This is a genomic window from Candidatus Binatia bacterium (assembly GCA_036504975.1).
GTDB lineage: Bacteria > Desulfobacterota > Binatia > UBA9968 > UBA9968 > JAJPJQ01.
On the sequence record DASXUF010000172.1, the window covers coordinates 1 to 19,623 of the forward strand.

The window sequence follows — 19,623 nt, forward strand, 5'->3', positions numbered from 1 at the left end:
GGAAGGCGGCGACCAGATCGAGTACGAAGAAGAAGACCCCGCCATCCACCGGGACTACGAGGCGGCCCTGGCCAAAGCGGGCGCGACCTGCAGAATGGGCGGCAAGCACCCCTTCTGCACGGCCAAGGCGGAGGCGGCGTAACCCAACAGGGCCGAATGCGCTAATCGTAGCCGTACAGGCAGGCTCATTTCGACGTTTCGGGAATTGCCGAAACGTGGAAGTGGATGATTTTTCTTTTTCCCCCAATCTAAGCGTTCTTCGCCGCCAACTTTCCACGCCTTCTAGCGGGCCTCCGTTCTTTTGTCTTTTGTTCCAGCCAGAGTTTAGAGCGTTACCGGAAATCTTGTGTTCGCGGGCTACCGACTGAATTTTCCCATATCACCCACTTATGGCCAATCATTTCCGTTGCCGTATTGGGTCCAGTCGGCGGCGACAAAGGCTTGGATGAAGGCGGCGGCGAATAGACCGCCACTCTGCTGTCTCATAGTAACGCGTAAGACCTTTACATTCACCAATGGCTGCGTTTGTCGCACGTTATGCACAAAGCCGGCGTCTCTGGTGAAGCAGAGATCGTAAGACTGAGCCGCCAATCGATAGAGCGCGCCGTTGTCGATTCCTTTAAGACGCAAGCTATTCACGGAATCCGCTTGATGGCCGAGGCGCCGGAGAGCCGCCAAGAGCGATTCAGGCAAGTTTTCGTCTAAGAGGATTTTCACCGGGCGGAGAGAAGATCCGAGTGAGCGAGCTCTTCAAGCGTCCCACGAATCGCTTCTTCCGTGAGGCTGGGATATTCCTTGACGATGTCGGGAATGGTCATTCCTGAAGCGATCAACTCCAGGAGGATCGCAACAGATATTCGCGTGTCGCGCACCCGCGGCGCGCCTCCCAGGTGGTCAGGATCTGAAACAATCCAGTGCATGGCTATCTCCGACAACATCTAAACTATCACAATTGAGCACGACCGCGCCAGATCTCCGTGAAACTCTCGCGTTGTCTCACACATTCCCGTGTTTTCGTATTACAAAAACACGGGAGTAGTCACTCTGACGATTTGAGAGTTCTCAAAAGCCGATAGTTGCGGATTGGCGCAATTGAGCAAACGCGATGGTGAATTGATTCTCACATTTCCGGAATTCCGGAAACGTGGCAGTGCCTGCTTTCTCCCCCTGCGATTCAATCCGTGCGCACGCTCCGCCGAGAGAAATACAGGGCAAAGTACGGGACCAGGTTGAAAAGGATGATGCCGATTTTGAAAATCGACATGCCCAAGTAATGCAGCAAGTCAAACTGCTCGACGGAAAGATGAAACCATCGGCTGTGAAACAGATACATCCAATCGTGTGCCAGGATAAAAAACAAAAACCACACCAATAATATGCCGTAGTTGATTAGTGCGCACCGCAGAAGCGCGCTACGCACCGTGTCGATGGTCATATTCTACCCCCAGTCTGGGAAAAGATCGGACGAGAGTTTGAGCGATGCGGCCCGTAATGTTGTTAAGGTCTACCGGACGTGTAGCCGCTCAGTCTCTTTCAATCTTAGAATATGTAGGGTCGAGGACTGGCGCGGTGTCTCTTAGGTGGAGCCTATCCGTTTGCCGTCTCTTTCGTTTGACGGTGCCTCATTAGCCTCACCGTAAACCCGTCTCCAGCCCCCGCCGCATCAAACCGGACGTGACCCTTTCGGTCATCCGGCTTTCCTGAATCTGTTCATCACCAAGCGTTATCTGCCTAGCGCACTGGAAGTGCTTTCACGGCCGATCTGTAAAAGTAGCGGACCTCGTATGGATCGACGAGTCCCCACTCTCTGTAGATCGTCTCGTTACTCCACCTCTTCCAGCCGCAGCCCGGACGGCCCCTTTGTTTCATCGCAAACCGGCGTATTTTCCTCATCACCTCAAAGCGTATCCAAGCAAACGCCCGGCGGGAATTTCCAACTCGAAAGTAGTTCACCCAACCCACAATTACAGGTCGGATTCGCTCAAGCACTTCCTTGAGCTTTCGATGCCGGGAAAATTTGAGAATCTTTCCCACTCGTCGAAGAAGCTCGCTCTGTTTCTTCTTCATCGGCGTGCGCAGGATGAATCTCTTCCCCAACGCACGCGGCTGTAACGTTTCATGAATAGCTCATCTCCAAATGAAAATTATTTTGTTCCGGGCAAGGAATGACGAGATGGGGACTTTTGTTCGAGAAAAGCAAAATTACACTCGACCAAAAACTTCTGCCCGTTGACTGAGCAAGTCGACTGCCAGGAGAAGTTGCGCGTGGGAAGAAAGCGGAAATATTTTGTCGGCGGTCTTGTTACCTATGAGGAGCGCACGGCGAGAGAATCACCGGAGCTTCAGAGCGACAACGGCGCGGCGAACAATTACCCGCGCGCCGTATGAAAAAGACTTACATGCGGTAGGAAAACGTCTACACGGGGACTGCTGGAAGGATTTCGCAGAAAGAGGCGAGGTCTCGCGCGGCTCAGAGCCATTTGCCGACGATCGGCAGGTCGCCGGGAGCGCCGAAGGGACCGAGGCATAGGTCCAGGCCGCAGCCGTCCCAGTTGCCGTTGCCGTTGAGATCCAACAACCATTCGCCCGTGCTCGGGCGAAAGACGCCGATCTTATCCGCGCCGCCGCCGTCCCAATCGCCGACGACGGGCAGATCGCCCGGCGCGCCGAAAATAATACAGTCATCGGCACAGTCCTTTGTCTCTCCGGCGTCTCCGGAATCGAGCAGCCATTCGCCCGTGCTCGGACGAAAGATCCCGATTTTCGTTTGTCCTTCCCCGTTCCAATCGCCGACCACCGGGATGTCTCCGGGAGCGCCGAACGTGAGACAGCGATCGATGCTGCAGCTATCAAGGACGCCGTTGCCGTTGAGATCGAAATACCACTCGCCCGTGCTCGGCCGAAAGACGCCGATTTTATCCGCGCCGCCGCCGGTCCAGTCTCCCACCACCGGCACATCGCCGGGGCTGCCGTATACGCGCCGGCAGGAGCGCGGCTCGCAACCGTCGAGAATGCCGTTGTCGTTGAGATCGAGGTACCAGCTCGCGGTGCTCGTATCGAAAAGTCCCAACGACATTGTCGGGGCGCCGGTCCAGGATCCGGCGACGGGAACGTCTCCTTCTTGGCCGAGATTTCGCACGCAGCTCTCGACGTTGCAGGCGGCCATGAAACCGCTGCCGCTGCTATCGAGAAACCAGTCGCCCGTGCTCGGACGAAAGACGCCGATAGCGGAGGGCGAGCCGGGAGCGGCGGAGGCGGCAGAATTACTTTTGGCCGCGGACGCTGGAGGATTACTTCTGGTCACGGACGCTGGAGGATTACTTTTGGCCGCGAACGCCGGATTCGCCGGCTGGTTCGCCGCTGCAACGTTCGGACCGTGGCCCGGCGCGAGCCGGTTAAATTTGGCGATGCACTTTTTGTTCGCGTCCATCGTCACGGTCCCGTCCCTGCAATCCTTGGGTCCGCTCCAGCCCGTAAAGACCGAGCCGCCGGCCGGAACAGCCGTCAACGTAACGATCGTCTGAGCCGCGTAGGTTGCGCTGCACGTCGAGCCGCAATTGATTCCACCCGGCAAACTGCGAACCGTCCCGGCGCCGCTCCCCGCCTTTACAATCGTGATATAGGCGCGGCTCGTGCCGCAAGCCGAATTTGAGTACTGCGAATTTCCCCCGCGGTTGTACGCCCGCACCCGGTAGCAGTAAGTGGCTCCGTCCACGACATTGGAATCGACGTAGGTTGTAACGTTGCGGCCGGTCTTGCCGACGTGCTTATATTTGCCCTCTCCGAGTCTGCGCTCGATCTCGAATCCATCTTCATTGTTGGAGGCATCGATCCAGGACAGCCGGAGTTGCGTCGCATCCGCTCTCTCAGCGATGGCGGTGGCTGCAAGCGACAGGAAAAGCGCGAATAACAGGCGAGTGTTGCCGTATTGCTTCATAATAATGATTCCGAGTCCGGCCCGCAGACGAGAGAACCTGGTCGCCGGATCTCAAGCCAAAGCAAAACCATACGTGGGACGAAAATGAATGACCCACAGGACGCGTGAGAGTCTTCTAGCGAGGGGCGATAACGCATCCACCACCTTAACAACCCCCGATTCGGAAACGACGCGCGGCGCGTCGACCGCGTACCGAATCAAAACTTTTCCTTCCGGCGGCATAACATAGGATCTCCTATTGTCAAGAAATTTTTCTTTGCGTTTTAGAGAACGAAACGAAGTTAGAGTTAGAATGTGATTGATTCGGTTCATGAAATGAGCAAGCCCAATGCCAAGATTTGAATTGCGACGAAAGAAAACCTTCGGTTATTTCCGACTGGGGATTTTTCCTATGAAAAATACGTGCGGGGATCGCGAAGCTTGTGATCGGCGTTGTCTATTTGCTAAAAGTTCACCGGCCCAATGCGTATGAAAAACACTTACACCGCGGTAGGTAATTGCCTACAGTAAAAAATGCTGGACGAGAAAGTGACGATGAGTTGAAATTTACTATTCTATCTGACTCTATTGCGCAATTGCTTATTTCTCTTTGAGCGCGCGCCAGACTTTTTCCGGAGTGATGGGCAGCTCGTAAAAGCGGATGCCGACGGCTCGCGCCAGCGCATTGGCGACGGCCGAAGCGACGGGCAATAGCCCGCCCTCTCCCATGCCCTTGGCGCCGAAGGGCCCCGGACCGTTCTCGTTTTCTATCAGCGCGGAGGAAAACTCTTCGGGCAGATCGTTGAAGTTGGGCACGCGGTAGTCCACCAGATTCGGATTCAAGAGCTGCCCGTCTTCGTAGAGCATTTCCTCGAAGAGCGTGTGTCCCAGCCCGAAGACCACGCCCCCCTCGTCTTGTCCTTCGCACTGGACCGGATTGACGGCCCTGCCGACGTCGGCGACGGAAACGTACTTCCTGAGATGCACCGCGCCGGTCTCGCGATCCACTTCGACCTCGGCGCCGCCCCACCCGACTTCCCAGAACGTCGTCGTCGCCCCTAAGGCGGCTTTCTTGGTCTTCAGGTCCCGGTAAATTCCTCGACCGATGACCTCTCCCGCCTTGCTGCCGAAAAATTCCGTGATGACGTAGCCGTACGAAAGCGCTTTGCCGCGCTTGCCGCGAACTTTCCCATCTTCGAGCTTCAGCTCCGTTACTTTGCAGTCGAGAACATCCGCCGCGGCCGAGAGGAGCTGCTTCTTCGCGTCCTCCGCCGCGCGCTCGACCGCCAGCCCCATCACCGTCATCGAACTGCTCGCGCTGGTGGAAACGTCGTAGGGCGTTACGTCCGTATCCAATTGCGCGACCGATATCCTGTCCAGAGTCAGCGATAAGGTCTCCGCGACCACCTGGCTCAAGGCGGTCTTCGATCCTTGGCCGATCTCCACCGTGCCGGTGAGCAGTACCACGCTGCCGTCGGACGACATCTTGACCGTCGCGCCGGCGATCTTGAAAGTTCCGCCGGCGTCCTTGAGACAAACGCTCAAGCCTTTTCCGCTGTCCGGTTTCGCGCGGCGTTTCCAATCCAATGCCTTCGCGACCTTGAGCAATCCTTCCTTGAGATCGCAATCGACCGGCGTGTCGCCGGGCGTATACTCCTCGCCTTTCTTGAGCAGGTTCTTCAAGCGAAACTCGAGCGGATCGATGCCGAGCCGCTCGGCGATGAGGTCGGTGTGCGATTCATAGGCCCAGGCGACTTGCACCGAGCCGAAGCCGCGGAACGCGCCCGCCGGAACCGTGTTGCTGTAAACACAATAGGCATCCACCTTCACGTCCGGGATCCGATACGGTCCCAGCGCGCGATAGCCGGCCTTTTGCGTCACCCTCGGCCCCGCGTCGGCGTAGGCGCCGGTGTTCATGTAGATCTCGCACTCGCGCGCGAGCAGGCGGCCGTCCGCGGCGACGCCGCTCTTGATGCGCACGCGCGCCGGATGGCGCGTGACCGTCTTGAAGCTGTCGCCGACGCTCATGACGAGCTTCACGGGCCGGCGCGCTTTCCAGGAAAGCGCCGCCGCGATCGGCTCCGCCTTGACGTAAAGCTTGCCGCCGTAGCCGCCGCCGACGTAAGGCACGACGATCCTCACATGGCTCAGAGGCAGGGCGAAAATCGCGGCGAGTTGGTCGCGGAGGCCGAAAGGGTCCTGGCAGGAGCTCCAGACCGTAAGATGATCCCGCTCGAAATGAGCGACCATGACGTGGGGCTCCAGCGAGCAGTGCTGCACCTTGGGGAAGCGGAAGGTGTCTTCGAAAACGTAGTCGGATTTGTGCAAGGCTTTCACGGCGTCGCCGCGGGCGTAGCCGAAGTGCGAGCAGATGTTCGTGCCTTTGAATTTGTCCGGCGCGCCGTAGCTCGAGCCGCGCAGCTCGGCTTTGCCGAACCACTGGTCGTGAACCAGCGGCGCGCCTTCGGCGATCGCCTCTTCGATCGCCGTCATCGCGGGAAGATCCTCGTACTCGACGTCGATCAGGCCGAGCGCCTGCTCGGCCGTCATTTCGTCCACGGCGAGGACGGCGGCGACCGGATCGCCGGCGTATCTCACCTTATCCGTGGCAACGATCGATTGGTCTTTGTAGATCGCGCCGTAGCGCGAGTTGAGCCCCGAAAGATCGTCGCGCGTCAGCACGGTGATGACTCCAGGCATGCTTGCCGCCTTGCGCGCGTCGATTTTTACGATCTTCGCGTGCGGCACGGCGCTCCGAAGGATTTTGGCGTAGCCCATTCCCGAGAGCTCGACGTCTCCGGTGTAGAGGGCGCTTCCGGTCACCTTCTCCACGCCGTCCAGGCGCCAAGGGGAAGCTCCGACGATCTTCAAAGCTCTTCTTTTTTCAACGTTGTGACGTTTCACGCGATCGAACTTTCGCGAACGTCAGCTGTCAGCGCTCAGCCTCGCCTTTTCCCTCACCCAACCCTCTCCCTGAGGGAGAGGGCAAGGGTGAGGGTTCGCTGACGGTTAACACTCATTTGCGAATCTTTGGGCTTTCGTTCTCCGGAAAGTAGGCGTCGCAGAACGGACAATGGAAATTCATGCCCGAGCCGAGCATGTGGGGGTTGGCGACAAATATCTTGTTGCACTTCGGACAGGTGATCTCGATGGTTTGACCCATTACTCCTCCTGAAATCACCCTCTCCCTACCCTCTCCCTGCACGGGAGAGGGAAAGGGTGAGGGCTACGCCCAGTACGTCGTCCGGTCCGTCGGAATGTGCTGCAAGACCTCGCCGGGAATATAATCCTCCAGCTTGACCCGCACCATGGCGTCGTCCGGACACTTGGATACCGGCGAGAAGGGCCGGTCGAGCGGCCGCGTCGCGTCGATGATCATGCCGGAGGTCTTGATCTCGTCCATCAGCGACGGATCCAAGAAGTTCCCCCGGAACAGCGGCTGGAGAATCGAAACCTGGGCGTGCGGCTGCACCCGCGTCGCCAGCGCCCAGAGAATGTCGGTCGGATCGTACACGTCGATATCGTCGTCGAAGACGAAGACGTTTTTCGCGTGATCGAACGTCAGCGCCGCGGCCGCGGCCCGTCCGGGATCGCCCTCGGACATTTTCTTCATCGCGATGAAGATGTTGTACTGCGCGTGCCGGCCGAACTTGCACACGGCCGTGACGCCGGGCACCGCCTCGCGGCAGCGGCGGAGATAAGCGCCTTCGCGCGGCAGGTCCATCCACGGTTTGTCGCCTTCCGGCGTGATCACGGATTGATACATGCCGCCTTTGCGATAGTTGATCGCGCGCACCTGATACTCGACGCAGGTCGTGTAGCGCTGCGGGCCGAGGTAACCCGGCGCCTCGCCGAACGGCCCCTCGACCATGCGCTTGCCGGGAATGAGCGCGCCTTCGATAACGATCTCGGCGTCGGCGGGGATGAGCAGATCGTCGCCCCAGGTTTCCGACGGCGTGAGACGCAAGGGTTCCTGGAGATAGCCGCCGATGACGTCGTATTCGCTGACCTCGAACGCGCCCGTGTAGCAGGCGCCCATGTGATACGCCGGATGATGGCCGAGCACGGTCGCGACCGGACACTCCACGTTGGCTTCCTCGTGCTCGCGGAAGATTTTCCACAGGTGGCGCGGCGAGGCATAGAGCACGGTCGTGTTTTTGGTTTTGACCTCCATGCGGTGGTAGGAGCAGTTGTAGATGCCGCTCTTCCGGTCTCTGGTGATCGAAGACAAGGTGATGTACGGCCCGCCGTCCATATAATGATGGCGCATGACCGGCAGCTCGAAGATGTCAACTTCCTTGCCGGTTTTCACCACCTCTTTCACCGGCGCCTGCCTCTTGTCGATGACGATCGGCGGGACGCGCCGCCCTTCCCGCTCCAGGCAGATTTCCGCCATCTGCGGCCGGCTCGTCTCCTTTGGAATTCCGAGCGCGACCTGGATTTTTCGCTGGGAGATCTCGCAGTTCATCACCAGCTTGAAATCGCCGCTCGCCTTGCAATGTAAATTCTGCGGACGGTCGAAAATAAGGATGGGAAATTTTTTCATCGCGCCGAGATGCTTGATGATGGCGGTCACGTCGTAATGGGCGGGATCGACTTCCTTTTTGATGTGCACGATCTCGTTGGGGATCTCGCGCCGGCAATCCTCCAAAAACGTTCTGAGACTCTTCGCCATCTAAATCCTCCTGGTTCAAGTGACGAGGGATACACCATAACTACATGGTGGTTCGGACTATTGTCAACGCGCAAACGGTGGAATGCCGCGCGCGGATGGTAGAAGGGATTGCCTAAATTTCCAGGTTTGATTTGTCCGTCATTCCCGTGAAAACGGGAATCCATACCCCCTCTCTGTCTCCCCCTTGCCAAGGGGGAGATTAAGAGGGGGTCGCCGCTGCGCGTTCCTCTCAGGCTCTCACGGGCGCGGCGGGAGAGACTCTCCTTTCATCTTGAACAGCCGCATGATGTTGCCGCCGAGGATTTTTTCTTTTTCTTCTTCCGCGAGCCCCGCCATCGCCTTGATCGGCTTGACCGTGTTGGGCCAGGTGGAGATCGCGTCGCCGTGGTCGAAGTCGCTGCCGATGATGATGTTGTGGTCCGGCCAGACTTTGACGATCTCCGGCAGATAGCGCTCCCACGACACCGCCGCGATATAAAAATGGCGGAAATATTCGCCGGGAGATTTCTTGATCTTCTCTTCGCCTTTGAAAAATTGCCGCACCGCGGTCGAGACCGGCGCTTCGGAAGGCATGTGGTGATCCAGCATGGTCATGAGCCACGGCACCCAGCCGATCCCGCCTTCGAAGAAAGCAAAGCGCAGCGAAGGAAAGCGGTCGAGCACGCCGCTGAAGATCAGCCGGGCGGCGGTCACCATGTAGGTGAGCGGAAAACCCAGCGCCGTCGGAAAGAGCGGAAAACCTTCGTAGCGCTCGCTGCCGATCAACCAGGGATGGCTGTGCTGGTGCTCGAAGACGCGCGCACCCGGGTGAACCAGGATCGGAATGTCGAGCCGCGAGATTTCTTCGTACAAGGGCCACAGCACCTCCGCGTCGAGATCGCTGTTGTCGTAGCCGCCGCTCAATTTGAGCGCTTTCAGCCCGAGGTCCTCCACCGAGCGTCTGAGCTCGCGCACGGCTTCTTTGATGTCGGGCAGGTAGACCCACGCGACGCCGATAAATTCGTTTCTTCCCGCGACGTCCTCGGCGACGGTATCGTTATAGGCCCGCGCCAGTTGGCGGCCGAGCTCGGGATCCAATTCATAAATCAATTGCCGGTTGTCGGGAATCAGGACCTGAAGGTCGAAGCCGTCCTTCTTCATGTACTCGCGGCGGATATCGAGGTTCCAGCGCCCTTCTTTGAAAGAGTGGACGACTTTTCCCTCGCGATAGTAGGTCGCGACCTTGCCGGGAACCCGCTCGCCGAAGCGCACGTACTTGCCATCGTCTTCCTTGATCTCGACGCGGCCGCGGCCCGGATGCGCGACGCGGTCGATAAATCGCACCGGCCAGTAATGGGTGTCTCCGTCGATATACACGGGAATCTCCTTCATGTCTCGTGCTTCGACCCTTCGGCGTCGCTCAGGACAGGCCAGCTCAGCACGAACGGAAAGGATTTTACTCGCAACCCGTTCACCCTGAGCTGTGTCGAAGGGTGAACGGAGTCTGGCGCCGGATCAATTCTTGACGCCGTACGCTTCAAACAGTTTGTCGATGAAGCCGCTCTGATCCAGCCGGCGAAGGATCCGATCGTCGACCATCTCTTCGACCTTCACCTTCTGGGCGGCCGGGGTCTGCGTCTTCATCAGCCGCTGGATATTGCGCAGCCCGTCGATCGACGGATACGGCCGCCGGTCCACGCTCTTCATGACGTCCTGATAGCCCTCCTCGGCGACCGCCGGATCGGACAGCTTGAGCCGCTTCATGATCGTTCCGACGACGGCGCTCTTGTTTTTCGGCGCGACGCTGAACGCGATCCCTTCGAGCAGCCCCTTGAGAAGGCCTTCGAGCGTTTCGCGCTGCTCTTGCAGATAGGCGCTCTTGACGATCAATCCCTGGCCCGAGAACGGAATGTCGGTTTGTTGCAGCTCCGCGATGATCGTGAAGCCCTTTTGCTTGAGCCTGCGGCTAAAAACACCGTCCAGCACGGTCGCGTCGATGCGGCCCGCTTCCAGAGCCTGCGTCAGAACCGTTTGATCGCCGATGGCGAGGAAATTGATATTGTCGCGGGCGGGATCCAGACCGACGTGCTCCAGTCCCAGAATGCCGGCCATCCAGATGGTGCCGCCGAGGCTCTGCACTCCGAAGCGCTTGCCGCGGAGATCCTTCGCGCTCTTGATGCTCGGCGCGGCGACGAGATCGTAGCCCAGCCGGTTGATCAGCGAGGCGATCATCTTGAGATCGGCCCCGCCGGCGACCGCCGCCATGACCGAAGTTCCTCCGGTGTAGCCGATCTGGACATCACCCACAGAAAGCGCCGCCACCAGGACCGGCGCCTGGCGGATGAAGATCGTGTTCGCCGCGACGCCGTTCTTGGCGAAGAATCCGTGTTCCTGCGCGACCCAGAGCGGCGCGACTCTGGCGTTCATCGCGGCGTGGGCGATGACGATTTTGGCAGGGGACGAGGCGGCTAGGGACTCAGCGCTGTAGGGCCAAAGCGTACAGGCGGCAAATACGATGACGAGAAGCTGGTCAGCCGGTGCTTTCATCGTCGAGCCGTAGAGGCGGGTTTCAAACCCGCCCCTACCTTAAGATTCCTCACAGGTTCAAAATCCGCGCGGCGTTCTCGCCGAGAATCTTGTCCTTTTGCTTCGCCGTGATGTCGTTTCTCGCGCGTATGCTGGAGACCGTGTGCGGATACTCGGAATCGAAGTGCGGGTAATCCGTCGCCATCAAGATGTGGTCCTCGCCCACTTCGGCGATCGGCCCGGTCAGGTCTTTCTCGTCCGCCTCGCAGGTGAAGTAACAGTTCCGCCGGACGTACTCCGAAGGCGGCATCGTGAGGCCGCCCTTGATTTGCGAGAAGTCCTGGGCCCATTCCCAATCGTCGTCCATTCGATGCATCCAGTAGAGCGGAAATTCCGCGCTGCATTCGAAAAACGCGACCTTGAGCTTGGGGAATTTCTCGAAGATGCCGCCGAGAACGAGAGCGATGAGCGCCGGCGTGCAGTTCATCGGCCGGCCGAGGACGTGGGTCTTGAAAAAATTGTCGAACCGGTCCACCAGCTCGCCGTTGCTGTTGGGATGGCAGAAGAGCGGCACGCCGAGATCCTCGGCCGTCTCGTAGTAGTCGTAATAGTCCGAGCTGTCGAGGTTGCGGCTGCCGCAATAAGAAACCAGATGGCCGGCTTTGAAGCCCAGCTCTTTGACCGAGCGCGTGAGCTCGCCGGCCATCGCCTCGGGATAGCCGGCGGGCGCCATCGCCACGGGAAGAAAAACATCTTCGTAGCCTTTGACCAGCTTGGCGACCCAGTCGTTGTAGCAGCGCGCAAGCTCGCGCCCCAGCGGGCCGATATTCTGCGTCGCGATGCTGATCTGCGTCGGGAAAATAATTTCCTTGTCGAGATTTTCCTTCTTGATCCCCTCGCGCCGTTTTTCCATGTCGTAGCCCGCCACCTGCCGCGCGGCGATCTCGCCGCCGCGCCAGCCGTAGTCGGGATCATATATATATGGATGGCTGTGCGCCGCGCGCCCCTGGGCGCTGATCGGGTCGAGCGAGTGGATAAATTTCCTCCTGTGCCCTTGGCCGTCTCCTACGCGCACCGGCGTGAACTTCGCCCACGGTCCTTCGAGTTTGTAGATCTCGTCCAAGAAATAGCTTTCGCGCAGATGGGAATCCAAATCGATGATCATCGCTTCACCTCGTCATGCCGTATTCAAACGCGTCCCTATTTGCCTCCGACCGCCTGGATGAACGACTTGTCGATCATCTCGTCCACGGTAATCTTGCGCTTGATTCTCCCCGCCTCGAATTCCTGCTCGATCACCACCGGAATAGGCTTCTCCGCGATCTTGCCGTTCACCGGGAAGGAATCGCGATACTCGTCGTAACCCGCGGGCGCGTACGCCGGGTCCATCCGGACGTATTTTCGAATGGCCCTGACGGCGTCTTCTTTATTCTGGTGGGTATGCCGGACGCCGCGCTGATAGGCGCGCAGGAACTTCGTGACCTGATCCTTTTCCTTTGCCAGCCATGATTCCCGCGCCGCGAAGGTTTCGTACGGCCATTCGGGGAAAATCTCCTTCAGATCGAACAGTTTGTTATAACCCTTGGACTTGGCGATCTCCGTGACCGGAAACCAGACGATGCTGGCATCGACACCGCCGGCCTCGAGCGCGGCGAAGCGGGCGGGCGTGCTCCCGATCTGAAGGATAGTGACCTCCTTGGGATTGACGCCGAAGTGCTGCACGGTTGCGCGCGTGAGAAAGTCCGTGAGCGAGCCGAAGCGGCTGATGGCGAAGCGTTTGCCCTTCGCCTCTTTCATCGACTTGAAGCTCGAATGCGAATAAAGCTGGAAAGGCATGATGTTGCTGATGCCCCAAAAATTCCTCACGTCCACGATACCGCTCGCCCGCCCTCCGATCGTCTCGACAAACGCGCTTCCCATGATCTGGACGTCGCCGCCGGCCAGCGCCTGAAGATTGGTCGATCCGGCGTTGAACATGACGAAGATGACGTCCAGCGCTTCGTCCTTGAAGAAGCCCTTTTCCTGCGCGACGTACACGGGTAGGAACGCGATGTTCACCGACGAAAGGCCGACGACGATTTTGGCGGGCACCGGAGAAGGACAGACAAAAAGCAGAAAAAGAATCAGCGAAAACGTCAAGCGGCGCATAGAAATCCTCCTCCGAATTTTAAATCACCGGCTGGTCCGGGAGAATGGTCTTGAGCACGCGCAGATAGTTCCCTCCGAGGATGAGCGCGATTTCGTTTTCCTTGTAGCCGCGGCGCAACAGCCCGTCGACGAGCTTGGGCAGGTCCTCGACCTCTTCCAGGTCCTGGACCACCTCGGGCTTGCGCAGCGGATGGTGCCGGTCCTTCAGCGTCCGCGGGCCGTCGTATTTCACGAAGTCGAGCCCCAGGGCGACGTGCTCGACGCCGACGAGTTCGGCCATATAGTCGAGGTGCTTGAGCAGATCGTCGAGCGCGGCGCCTTTGTTGACGATGCGCTCGGGCAACGCGAGGATTCCGACCAAGCCGCCCTGATCGGCGATCGCCTTGATCTGATCGTCCGCCAGGTTGCGCGGATTGTCCAGCATGCCGCAGGCGTTAGCGTGGCTCACGATGAGCGGCGCCTCGGCGGCGTCCAGCGACTGGAAAAATCCTTCGCGGTTCATGTGCGCGAGATCGACCACCATGCCGAGGCGGTTCATCTCCTTGATGACCTCGACGCCGAAGCGCGTGAGACCCCCCTTGGTGCGGTTCTCCCACACGCCGTCGCCGAGCTCGTTGCGAAAGTTCCAGGTGAGCTGCATCGAGCGCAGTCCGAGGCGATAAAAATTTCTCAACTGATGGATGCTGCCGCGTAGCGGCATGCCGCCCTCGAAGTGGAGGATGAAAGAGATCTGTCCCGGGCGCACTTGGTCGGGGAGATCCGCGCGCCTGCGCACGAGCGAGATCATGCCTTCCGAGCGCGGCGCCTCTTCGAGGAACATGTCGATGTTCTCCAGCGCCGTCTCCAGATAGCGGCCGGTGTTCTGCGAATGTGAATAGGAATCGCCTGAGATCGCATAGACGGAAAGATTGATGCCGTCGCGGATCAAGCGCGGAGCGATCGCGTCGCGCAGCGGCGACTCTTCGGCGATCGATTTTCGATAAAGCTGCTCGTAAACGTCGCGGTGGCCTTCGACCACGACGTGTTTTTTCAGTATGTCCTTACCGTCCATGCCGCTCCTTTTCCCTTGAAGATGCGCTGCGCTTGGGGTAGTAATAGCGGCAAACCAAACCGGACGCAAGCGTTGCCTTTGACATCCGCACTGAGAAAACACGGCCGCTGGCTGGTTCCCCTCTTCCTGTTCGCGATTTTTTCCGGTTGCAATCCGTCATCCGGCCGCCGCGACGAAACCGTTTTCCGCGTGAACCTTTCGACGGAGCCGCCGAGCCTCGACTGGTCTTTGGCGACCGATCACGTGTCTTTCAACGTCATCGCCAATCTCATGGTCGGGCTGACCGAGTTCGACAAGAACTTAAAACCCGTCCCCGTGATCGCCAAGTCGTGGGACATTCTCGAAGGCGGGAAAAAAATCGTCTTTCATCTGCGCGACGACGTCGCGTGGAGCGACGGGAAAAAAGTTCGGGCGCACGACTTCGAATACTCCTGGAAGCGCCTGCTAAATCCCAAGACCGCCTCCGAATATGCGTACAGCCTGTTCGATATCGTGGGCGCGGAAGAGTTCAACCGGGGAACGATCGCCGACGAGAGCCAGGTGGGCGTCAAAGCGATCGACGATTCGACCCTCGAGGTCCTGCTCAAGAGCCCGACCTCTTACTTTCTCTCCCTCACCACGTTCGAGGTGACGTACCCGCAGCGCCGGGACGTCGTCGAGAAATTCGGCAGCCAGTGGACCGAGCCCGAGCACATCGTCACCAACGGCCCTTTCCTGCTCGCTTCGTGGAAGCACGAGAACGAGATCCAGCTCAAGGCCAACCCCAACTATTTCCTCGGCAAACCCGCCATCGAAAGGGTCGAGATGTACATGATCAACGAAACGACCACCGCGCTCACCATGTACGAGCAGGGACAGCTCGACTTTATCGACGACCACAGCATTCCGGCTCTGGAAAAGCCGCGTCTCGCCAAAGCGCCCGGCTTCAAGCATGTGCCCCAACTGCGCGGCGAATATTACGGCTTTGCCATGGACCGCAAGCCCTTCGACGATCCGCGCGTGCGCAAGGCGTTCGCGATGGCGATCGACCGCTCGGTGTTCCCCAGGCTGCTGCAAGGAGGACAGGCGCCGTCGTCCTCGTGGATTCCCCCGGGCATGCTGGCGCACAATCCGAAAATAGGCGTCCCCTATAATCCACCGGAGGCGAGAAGGCTCCTGCGCGAAGCAGGATACCCCGACGGCAAGGGCTTTCCCCAGGTAACGTTCGTCTACAACACCCGGGAGGATCACAAGACCGCCGCCGAAGCGGTCCAGGGAATGTGGAAGCGCAATCTCGGCGTGTTGGTGCGCCTGGAAAATTTGGAATGGAAGGTTTATCTGAAACGGCTCCAAAACGATCCGCCGCACGTCTTCCGCGCCGGCTGGGGGGCGGACTATCCCGACCCCGACAACTTCATGAAGCTCTTCATCACCGGCAGCGGCAACAATCACCCGCGTTACAAGAACGGCCGCTTCGACCAACTGGTGGAGCAAGCCGCGCGGGAGCTGAACGAGCAGAAGCGCGTCCGTGTATACAATGAGGCGCAGAAACTCCTCTGCGAGGTCGATATTCCCATCGTGCCGCTGTTTACGATCGCGGAGAGCACGGTTTTGAATCCCCGCTATACCGGATTGGAATACAACTCGATGAGCCGCCTGCTGCTGCGCGACGTCCGGCTGAAAAATAAGTGAGCGGTGAGAGGTGGGCCGTTTTCTCTTAAGGCGTCTCCTTCATGGGATTATTGTTCTCTGGGTCGTGGCGACGGCGACGTTCGGATTGCTGCGCGCCTTGCCCGGCGGACCGTTCGACCGCGACCGGCGCCTGCCTCCGGAGGTCATGGCCAACATCGAGGCCAAATACCATCTCGACGAGACGCTTCTGAAACAGTACGTCCGCTATGTCGCCGGCATCCTCCGCGGCGACCTCGGTCCTTCTTATAAGTACATCGATCGGAACGTCGCCGACATCATACTCGACACTCTACCGACTTCGACCGTGCTGGGCCTGTTGGCGCTTTTGTCGGCCCTGGCGTGTTCCTTTCCGCTCGGCGTGGCCGCCGCGAGCCATCATAACCGCTGGATCGACCGCCTGTGCGTGTTCCTCGCGACCGTCGGCATCTCGCTCCCGAACTTCGTTCTCGGCGCCGTTTTGATCTGGATTTTCTCACTGCAGCTCGGATGGTTTCAGGCCGCGCGCTGGGGCGCGCCCGGCAGCGCGGTCTTGCCGGCGATCACGCTCGGCGCGATGCCTTGCGCGCAGTTGACCTACCTGCTCCGCTCGTCGCTGCTCGAAACGCTGGGCGAAGATTTTATCCGGACGGCGCGCGCCAAGGGCGTCAGCGAATCCCTGGTCTTGTTCAAACACGCGGCGCGGAATTCTCTTATCCCCGTTTTGACTCTGCTCGGCCCGCTGCTGGCGATTTTGGTCGCCGGCTCCTTCGTGGTGGAATACGTGTTCGCCATTCCCGGCATGGGCCGGTTTTTCATTACGGCGGTGACCGACCGCGACTATCCGCTGATCATGGGGGTGACTCTCGTTTACACGGCGATCCTGGTTTGCGCGAATCTGCTGGTGGATGTCTTGTATTCGGTCGTCGATCCCCGGATGCGCTCCCGTTGAGGCGACCATGAGCGATTCGAGAAAGATAAGATGGATGGGGCGTGTCGGCGGCGAACCGTGGAGGAACCCCGCCTTTCTGATGAGCTTTGCGTTTATTGTGCTGGTGACCTTCGCCGGTTTCTTCGCGCCCGCGCTCTCGCCTTATCCGCCCGGCGGGTTCGAAGAGCAGCGCATGCTCGAAGGACCGAGCCGCGATCACTGGCTCGGCACGGACGAGCTGGGAAGAGATCTCTTTACGCGAATTCTCTACGGCGCGCGCGTCTCCATCGCGGTAGGGCTCGGGACCGCCCTGATCGCGCTCATGATCGGAACGCTTTACGGCCTCGTATCCGGTTACGCCGGCGGCGCGCTGGATAACCTGCTCATGCGGATCGTCGATATCTTCTACGGCCTTCCCGACCTGCTCATCTTCGTGCTGCTCTCTCTGTTTCTCGGCCGCAACATCGCCGGCGTCCTGATCGCGCTCGGCGTCATCACGTGGGTTCGTTTCGCCCGCATCACGCGGGGACAGGTTCTTCAGGCGAAAGAGCTTATCTACGTGGAGGGCGCCAGAGCGATCGGCGCGCCGCACCGGAGGATCGTTCTGCGCCACATCCTTCCCAACATCTTCGCGCCCGTTCTGGTGACGCTCACGTTCAGCATTCCCGCCGCGATCCTTTCCGAGTCCACGTTGAGCTTTATCGGCCTCGGCATCAACGATCCCTACAGCGAATGGGGAACCAGCTGGGGAACCTTGACCCAGGACGGCTGGCGCGCCATGCGTAGCTATCCGCACCTGATCTTTTTTCCGGCGCTGGCGATTTTTTTGACCATCCTGTCCTTCAACTTTCTCGGCAACGGCCTCAGAGATATTTTCGATCCCAAATTACGATGATACGATAAGTTGACGAAGCTCGGGCTTTGCTCTACGTTCTTCCTCAATAACGTAGCCAAGGGGGGAAGATAGATGAACTACCGTCTCGAACACGTCGCAATCAACTGCAAGAATCTTGAGGAGTCGATCCGCTTTTACCAGAATCTTTTCGGCGGCGAGCCGACGCCGATTAGAAAAGGATCGTCCGGCTATGGCTTCTGTTTTCTCAAGGTCGATGGTGAAGCTCCGCTGCAACTGATGGAGTCGGACGGCGCGGTCGGCGTGCATCACTACGGCTTTGTCACCGACGACATCGACGGCGTGGCCAACGAATTTAAGAGCAAAGGCGCCAAGATCTTGCGCGAGAATCGAGACGCGGCCGGTAAGCTCACCACCATCTTCTGTCAGGACCCCAACGGCCTACAGATAGAGATCCGAATTCCGCGCTAGCGCGCGGCGATGGCTTGGGATTCTAGAAGTTCAGCTTATAAGCAGGCCTTTTAGCAAAGGTTTTCGGCGAGAAAGTTGACTTTTGGAATCGGCATGTGTAACTTAGACCTAGAAGGTCCAATTTACGAGAGAGAACCGGGAGGATTAAATGGCGAAGACCTTTAAACAGTTGATGGAGGAGGCGCGGAAGGACGTCAAGGAGATTTCGGTCCAGGAGACCAAGGATCTTCTCGAAAGGAACGGCAACCACCTCCTGTTAGACGTGCGCGAGAAGGACGAATATCGCGAGGGTCATCTCGAAGGCGCCGTCTCCCTGCCCCGCGGCTTCCTCGAGCTCAAGGTCGAAACCACCGTTCCGGAAAAATCGACTCCGATCATCGCCTATTGCGCCGGCGGCGTGCGCTCGCTCTTGGCCGCGAAAGCGCTCAAAGAGATGGGTTATCAAAACGTGATCTCGATGTCCGGCGGCTACGGCGCGTGGAAGACGGCCGGCTACAAGTGGATCCAAGACCACCAGTTCACGCAGGAGCAGACAACCCGCTACAGCCGCCATTTCATGCTTCCGGAAGTCGGCGAGGAAGGCCAGGCCAAACTACTCAAGGCGAAAGTTCTCATTGTCGGCGCCGGCGGGCTCGGCTCCCCTTCGGCCTATTACCTCGCGGCGGCGGGCGTTGGAACTATCGGCATCATCGACAACGACGTCGTCGATCTCTCCAACCTGCAGCGGCAGATCCTGCACAGCAACGACCGTGTCGGCATGCCCAAAGTCGAGTCCGCGAAGATGACGCTACAAGGATTGAATCCCGATGTCCGTGTCATTCCTTACCAGGAAAAGTTGACGTCGAAAAACATCATGGAGATCATCAAGGACTACGACATCGTCGTCGACGGCTGCGACAACTTTCCGACGCGCTACCTGGTCAACGACGCCTGCGTCTTGACCAAAAAGCCCAACGTGCATGGAAGCATCTTCCAGTTCGAGGGACAAGCTTCGGTCTTTTATCCGGGCAAAGGGCCCTGCTACCGCTGCTTGTACCCGGAGCCGCCGCCGGCGGAGATGGCGCCGAGCTGCGCCGAGGCCGGAGTGCTCGGCGTCCTGCCGGGACTCATCGGCACGATCCAGGCGCTGGAAACGATCAAGCTGATCCTTGGGAAGGGCGAGACGCTGGTCGGCAAGCTGCTCTGCTTCAACACCTTGATGAATGAGATCACGACCTTGAATCTAAAACGCGACCCGGCTTGCCCGATGTGCGGCGACAATCCGACGATCAAGGAGCTCATCGACTACGAAGAGTTCTGCAGCCTGCGCGCGGCGCATCCGGCGCCAGAGTCTGCGCCCTCGGAAAAAAAGCGGGCGGCGGGATAAATAAAAGAGCCCGAAGCACACGCGGACCCGGATAAATCCGAAGCTCGAAATTCGAAACAA

General features: G+C 59.0%; 18 protein-coding genes. 6 read left to right on the forward strand and 12 right to left on the reverse strand.

What is annotated here, in order from left to right; genetic code table 11:
• Positions 1–387: 387 nt before the first annotated feature.
• The 3 genes from VGL70_20885 to VGL70_20895 form a co-directional block, all read right to left on the reverse strand.
• Positions 388–717, reverse strand: a complete 330-nt coding sequence (locus VGL70_20885; GenBank protein ID HEY3305983.1) for a DUF5615 family PIN-like protein — start codon at positions 715–717, stop codon at positions 388–390.
• The gene (locus VGL70_20890; protein HEY3305984.1) at positions 714–920 is read right to left on the reverse strand and encodes a DUF433 domain-containing protein; all 207 of its coding nucleotides are present in this window, start codon (positions 918–920) and stop codon (positions 714–716) included. Before VGL70_20890 ends, VGL70_20885 begins: the two co-directional genes overlap by 4 nt.
• Before the next feature lie 254 nt (positions 921–1,174).
• Complete coding sequence (locus tag VGL70_20895) at positions 1,175–1,435, reverse strand: hypothetical protein (protein HEY3305985.1); 261 nt, start codon at positions 1,433–1,435, stop codon at positions 1,175–1,177.
• Positions 1,436–2,265: 830 nt separating this feature from the next.
• On the opposite strand from VGL70_20895, the gene VGL70_20900 reads away from it, so the two are divergent.
• A complete protein-coding gene (locus VGL70_20900) occupies positions 2,266–2,388 on the forward strand; it encodes a hypothetical protein (GenBank protein ID HEY3305986.1) in 123 nt (40 codons plus the stop codon).
• Between the two features lie 82 nt (positions 2,389–2,470).
• Here VGL70_20900 and VGL70_20905 read toward each other — a convergent pair whose 3' ends face one another.
• From VGL70_20905 to VGL70_20945, 9 genes are all read right to left on the reverse strand, one after another.
• Positions 2,471–3,937 carry a fibronectin type III domain-containing protein gene (locus VGL70_20905; protein HEY3305987.1) on the reverse strand — a complete coding sequence of 489 codons (1,467 nt, stop codon included), beginning with the start codon at positions 3,935–3,937 and terminating at the stop codon, positions 2,471–2,473.
• 579 nt (positions 3,938–4,516) lie between these two features.
• The gene (locus tag VGL70_20910; GenBank protein ID HEY3305988.1) at positions 4,517–6,787 is read right to left on the reverse strand and encodes a xanthine dehydrogenase family protein molybdopterin-binding subunit; all 2,271 of its coding nucleotides are present in this window, start codon (positions 6,785–6,787) and stop codon (positions 4,517–4,519) included.
• 145 nt (positions 6,788–6,932) lie between these two features.
• Positions 6,933–7,079, reverse strand: a complete 147-nt coding sequence (locus VGL70_20915; protein ID HEY3305989.1) for a hypothetical protein — start codon at positions 7,077–7,079, stop codon at positions 6,933–6,935.
• A 63-nt stretch (positions 7,080–7,142) separates the two neighbouring features.
• A complete protein-coding gene (locus tag VGL70_20920; protein HEY3305990.1) occupies positions 7,143–8,591 on the reverse strand; it encodes a UbiD family decarboxylase in 1,449 nt (482 codons plus the stop codon).
• A gap of 237 nt (positions 8,592–8,828) precedes the next feature.
• Entirely contained in the window at positions 8,829–9,947 is a 1,119-nt protein-coding gene (locus VGL70_20925; protein HEY3305991.1) for an amidohydrolase family protein, read from the reverse strand.
• 138 nt (positions 9,948–10,085) lie between these two features.
• Positions 10,086–11,117 carry an ABC transporter substrate-binding protein gene (locus tag VGL70_20930; GenBank protein ID HEY3305992.1) on the reverse strand — a complete coding sequence of 344 codons (1,032 nt, stop codon included), beginning with the start codon at positions 11,115–11,117 and terminating at the stop codon, positions 10,086–10,088.
• Between the two features lie 49 nt (positions 11,118–11,166).
• Complete coding sequence (locus tag VGL70_20935) at positions 11,167–12,261, reverse strand: amidohydrolase family protein (GenBank protein ID HEY3305993.1); 1,095 nt, start codon at positions 12,259–12,261, stop codon at positions 11,167–11,169.
• A gap of 35 nt (positions 12,262–12,296) precedes the next feature.
• The gene (locus VGL70_20940; protein ID HEY3305994.1) at positions 12,297–13,244 is read right to left on the reverse strand and encodes an ABC transporter substrate-binding protein; all 948 of its coding nucleotides are present in this window, start codon (positions 13,242–13,244) and stop codon (positions 12,297–12,299) included.
• 19 nt (positions 13,245–13,263) lie between these two features.
• Positions 13,264–14,295: a membrane dipeptidase gene (locus VGL70_20945; protein ID HEY3305995.1), complete on the reverse strand. Its 1,032-nt coding sequence runs from the start codon at positions 14,293–14,295 to the stop codon at positions 13,264–13,266.
• Between the two features lie 78 nt (positions 14,296–14,373).
• Here VGL70_20945 and VGL70_20950 point away from each other — a divergent pair, with 78 nt between their 5' ends.
• The 5 genes from VGL70_20950 (at position 14,374) to moeB (ending at position 19,563) form a co-directional block, all read left to right on the forward strand.
• Positions 14,374–15,966 (forward strand): peptide ABC transporter substrate-binding protein, encoded by a 1,593-nt coding sequence (locus tag VGL70_20950; GenBank protein HEY3305996.1) that lies wholly within the window; start codon positions 14,374–14,376, stop codon positions 15,964–15,966.
• A gap of 10 nt (positions 15,967–15,976) precedes the next feature.
• Positions 15,977–16,894 (forward strand): ABC transporter permease, encoded by a 918-nt coding sequence (locus tag VGL70_20955; GenBank protein HEY3305997.1) that lies wholly within the window; start codon positions 15,977–15,979, stop codon positions 16,892–16,894.
• 7 nt (positions 16,895–16,901) lie between these two features.
• A complete protein-coding gene (locus VGL70_20960; protein HEY3305998.1) occupies positions 16,902–17,768 on the forward strand; it encodes an ABC transporter permease in 867 nt (288 codons plus the stop codon).
• Positions 17,769–17,840: 72 nt separating this feature from the next.
• Complete coding sequence (locus VGL70_20965) at positions 17,841–18,197, forward strand: VOC family protein (protein ID HEY3305999.1); 357 nt, start codon at positions 17,841–17,843, stop codon at positions 18,195–18,197.
• A gap of 148 nt (positions 18,198–18,345) precedes the next feature.
• On the forward strand, positions 18,346–19,563 hold the full coding sequence (gene moeB, locus VGL70_20970) for a molybdopterin-synthase adenylyltransferase MoeB (protein ID HEY3306000.1): 1,218 nt from the start codon (positions 18,346–18,348) through the stop codon (positions 19,561–19,563).
• Positions 19,564–19,623: the final 60 nt, after the last annotated feature.